Origin of the sequence: Romboutsia sp. 1001216sp1 (assembly GCF_039841805.1) — a bacterium.
In the GTDB taxonomy this organism is placed as follows: Bacteria; Bacillota; Clostridia; order Peptostreptococcales; family Peptostreptococcaceae; genus Romboutsia_C; species Romboutsia_C hominis.
Map to the genome: position 1 here is coordinate 1 of NZ_JBDPHA010000032.1, position 2827 is coordinate 2827.

2 protein-coding genes, 13 tRNA genes and 1 rRNA gene are annotated in these 2827 nt (G+C 38.6%); all 16 read right to left on the minus strand.

Features of this window, described 5'->3' with window-relative positions; all coding sequences use genetic code 11:
- Positions 1–328, minus strand: a 16S ribosomal RNA gene (locus ABHC41_RS14575); the annotation flags it as partial.
- Positions 329–865: 537 nt separating this feature from the next.
- On the minus strand, positions 866–1279 hold the full coding sequence (locus ABHC41_RS14580; protein WP_092921872.1) for a hypothetical protein: 414 nt from the start codon (positions 1277–1279) through the stop codon (positions 866–868).
- 21 nt (positions 1280–1300) lie between these two features.
- Positions 1301–1552 carry a DUF2508 family protein gene (locus ABHC41_RS14585; protein ID WP_166506174.1) on the minus strand — a complete coding sequence of 84 codons (252 nt, stop codon included), beginning with the start codon at positions 1550–1552 and terminating at the stop codon, positions 1301–1303.
- Between the two features lie 159 nt (positions 1553–1711).
- A tRNA-Val gene (locus tag ABHC41_RS14590) sits at positions 1712–1787 on the minus strand.
- A 5-nt stretch (positions 1788–1792) separates the two neighbouring features.
- Positions 1793–1869 (minus strand) — tRNA-Arg (locus ABHC41_RS14595).
- A 5-nt stretch (positions 1870–1874) separates the two neighbouring features.
- Positions 1875–1948: transfer RNA gene (locus ABHC41_RS14600), tRNA-Cys, on the minus strand.
- Positions 1949–1958: 10 nt separating this feature from the next.
- Positions 1959–2034, minus strand: a tRNA-Lys gene (locus tag ABHC41_RS14605).
- Between the two features lie 8 nt (positions 2035–2042).
- Positions 2043–2119: transfer RNA gene (locus tag ABHC41_RS14610), tRNA-His, on the minus strand.
- 11 nt (positions 2120–2130) lie between these two features.
- Positions 2131–2207: transfer RNA gene (locus ABHC41_RS14615), tRNA-Pro, on the minus strand.
- Between the two features lie 20 nt (positions 2208–2227).
- Positions 2228–2304: transfer RNA gene (locus ABHC41_RS14620), tRNA-Ile, on the minus strand.
- Positions 2305–2316: 12 nt separating this feature from the next.
- Positions 2317–2393: transfer RNA gene (locus ABHC41_RS14625), tRNA-Met, on the minus strand.
- A gap of 9 nt (positions 2394–2402) precedes the next feature.
- Positions 2403–2478, minus strand: a tRNA-Phe gene (locus tag ABHC41_RS14630).
- A 3-nt stretch (positions 2479–2481) separates the two neighbouring features.
- Positions 2482–2570: transfer RNA gene (locus ABHC41_RS14635), tRNA-Ser, on the minus strand.
- A 4-nt stretch (positions 2571–2574) separates the two neighbouring features.
- A tRNA-Lys gene (locus ABHC41_RS14640) sits at positions 2575–2650 on the minus strand.
- Between the two features lie 10 nt (positions 2651–2660).
- Positions 2661–2736, minus strand: a tRNA-Gln gene (locus ABHC41_RS14645).
- A 7-nt stretch (positions 2737–2743) separates the two neighbouring features.
- A tRNA-Arg gene (locus tag ABHC41_RS14650) sits at positions 2744–2820 on the minus strand.
- Positions 2821–2827: the final 7 nt, after the last annotated feature.

A 2827-nucleotide genomic window follows, 5' to 3' on the forward strand; every position in this document is an offset into this window, starting at 1 on the left:
GAGTTTGGACCGTGTCTCAGTTCCAATGTGGCCGATCACCCTCTCAGGTCGGCTACTGATCGTCGCCTTGGTAAGCCGTTACCTTACCAACTAGCTAATCAGACGCGGGTCCATCCTGTACCGCCAGAGCTTTGATAAGAAAGCCATGCGACTTTCTCATATTATCTCGTATTAGCATACCTTTCGGTATGTTATCCGTGTGTACAGGGCAGGTTACCCACGCGTTACTCACCCGTCCGCCGCTCTTTACCGAAGTAAATCGCTCGACTTGCATGTGTTAGGCACGCCGCCAGCGTTCATCCTGAGCCAGGATCAAACTCTCAAATAAAAGTTGTTACCTGCTCAGACTATCATTATCTGAATATCTGGCTTGGTTTGTTTTCGATTCTTTTAAGAATCAGTTATATAAATTAACCTACTGTTTAATTTTCAAAGTTCATTTTCATTTTGCCCTTTTCTTAAGGACAAGTAATACTATATCATCTTATTTTTAAATCGTCAATACTTTTTTAAAAAAAATTATTTTTTATTTATAATGTGCTTTTCAACAATTATATTATGTGTAAGATAGAGTATATTTATTCATTATTTTATTATTAACTTAAAAAAAATTAGCTATGCAATTTTATTTAAATTAATACAACTATATGCTTATAAATTTGATAAACTATATATATTTAAATATTATTATTAAGATGAATGAAAATTATATCCAAAGGCATATAATCATCTGCTTATAATTAACCTATTCACAAAAATCTTTTATCTTCTATATTATACTTAATATAAGTTTATTAAGTATAATTAAATTACTTATTATAAAAAAGAAAGGATATTAAGTAATATTAATACCCTTCCTCTTTTATTAATCAACTTGTGATAATAATCTTCTCGCAACATCAGATACTTTTAATTCACCTAGTTCTGCATGTCCTATCGCTATAACTACTTTTATGGCATCATCTGTATTATCCCATTTATAAGCCCTAGCATTCATAACAGCATCTTCTGGCATTATTTCTTCTAGTTCCATAGCTAATTCATCTGCTAATGTTATATATTCATCAAATAAATCTTCACTATCTATTTCTTCTAAATCATAGTCTTCTTTTATTATTTCATTTAAATTGTCTATATCTATACTTATTTGGTAAGCTAATGTATCTTCTCTTTTTGTTCCTTTAGTTAAATCTTTTTCTACTATAAAGTCACTATTTTCTTGTATAGTCTCTTTTAATTCTTCGCTATCTACTATTTCATCCCCAAAAACTACGTACATGATTTAATCATCTCCTTAGAATTATTTTGCTATTGATTCTACTAAAGACTCTTGTAATGTCTTCTTTATTCCTCTTTCCTTAGCAATCTTTATTAAATATCTATATCTTGATTTTTTTGCCTCTAATTCATATATAGCAACATCCACTAACTCTGGATCCGTAACTAGTTGAAAAAAATGTTCTGCTGTTTCAACATCCAACTGAGCTCTTTTTATCTCCTTTATTAGTTTTTGCTTTTCTTTATTTTTATTAATGTTTTTTATTTTAGACATAGTCATCCTCCCTAAATTATATTTTATTAAGAATTTTGACATATTCTAAAATCTATATACCATTATATGTAAATTTAATTCCTTTATCAAGATAATATATATTCTTAGTTTTATTTTTTGCATATAAAAACCTCTAGTGATTTTCACTAGAGGTTACACTGGTGGGATTAACAGGGCTCGAACCTGTGACCCCCTGCTTGTAAGGCAGGTGCTCTCCCAGCTGAGCTATAATCCCGGATATGGTGCGCCCAAAGGGACTCGAACCCCTAACCTTCTGATTCGTAGTCAGACACTCTATCCAGTTGAGCTATAGGCGCAATTTTGGAGGCGACACCCAGATTCGAACTGGGGATCAAGGAGTTGCAGTCCACTGCCTTACCACTTGGCTATGTCGCCGTAATATAAATGGTGACCCATCCGCGACTCGAACGCGGGACACCCTGATTAAAAGTCAGGTGCTCTACCGACTGAGCTAATGGGTCATTTTAAATGGGGTGGATAATGAGATTCGAACTCACGGCCTCCAGAGCCACAATCTGGCGCTCTAACCAGCTGAGCTATACCCACCATATCTATATTGGTCGAGGTGAAGGGACTCGAACCCCCGGCCCCATGGTCCCAAACCATGTGCGCTACCAAACTGCGCTACACCTCGGTATTACTGAGTAATTAATGTGGTGGGCCATCAGGGACTCGAACCCCAGACCTACCGGTTATGAGCCGGGCGCTCTAACCAACTGAGCTAATGGCCCACATTAATTAAGTGGTAGCGGTAACAGGAGTCGAACCTGTGACCTTTCGGGTATGAACCGAACGCTCTAGCCAACTAAGCTATACCGCCACGAATTAATGGTGCCCAGAGGCGGAATCGAACCACCGACACGGGGATTTTCAGTCCCCTGCTCTACCGACTGAGCTATCTGGGCATTTGGCGGAGAGGGTGGGATTCGAACCCACGGTGCCGTTAAGCATCACTGGTTTTCAAGACCAGCTCCTTAAACCACTCGGACACCTCTCCGTATTGGTGACCCATCCGCGACTCGAACGCGGGACACCCTGATTAAAAGTCAGGTGCTCTACCGACTGAGCTAATGGGTCATATTTAATTTGGCAGGGGATGCAGGACTCGAACCTACGCATGTAGCAGTCAAAGTGCTATGCCTTACCGACTTGGCGAATCCCCTATGAATGTGGTGAGCGCACAGGGATTCGAACCCCGGACACACGCCTTAGAAGGGCGTTGCTCTATCCAGCTGAGCTATGCACCCACATTAT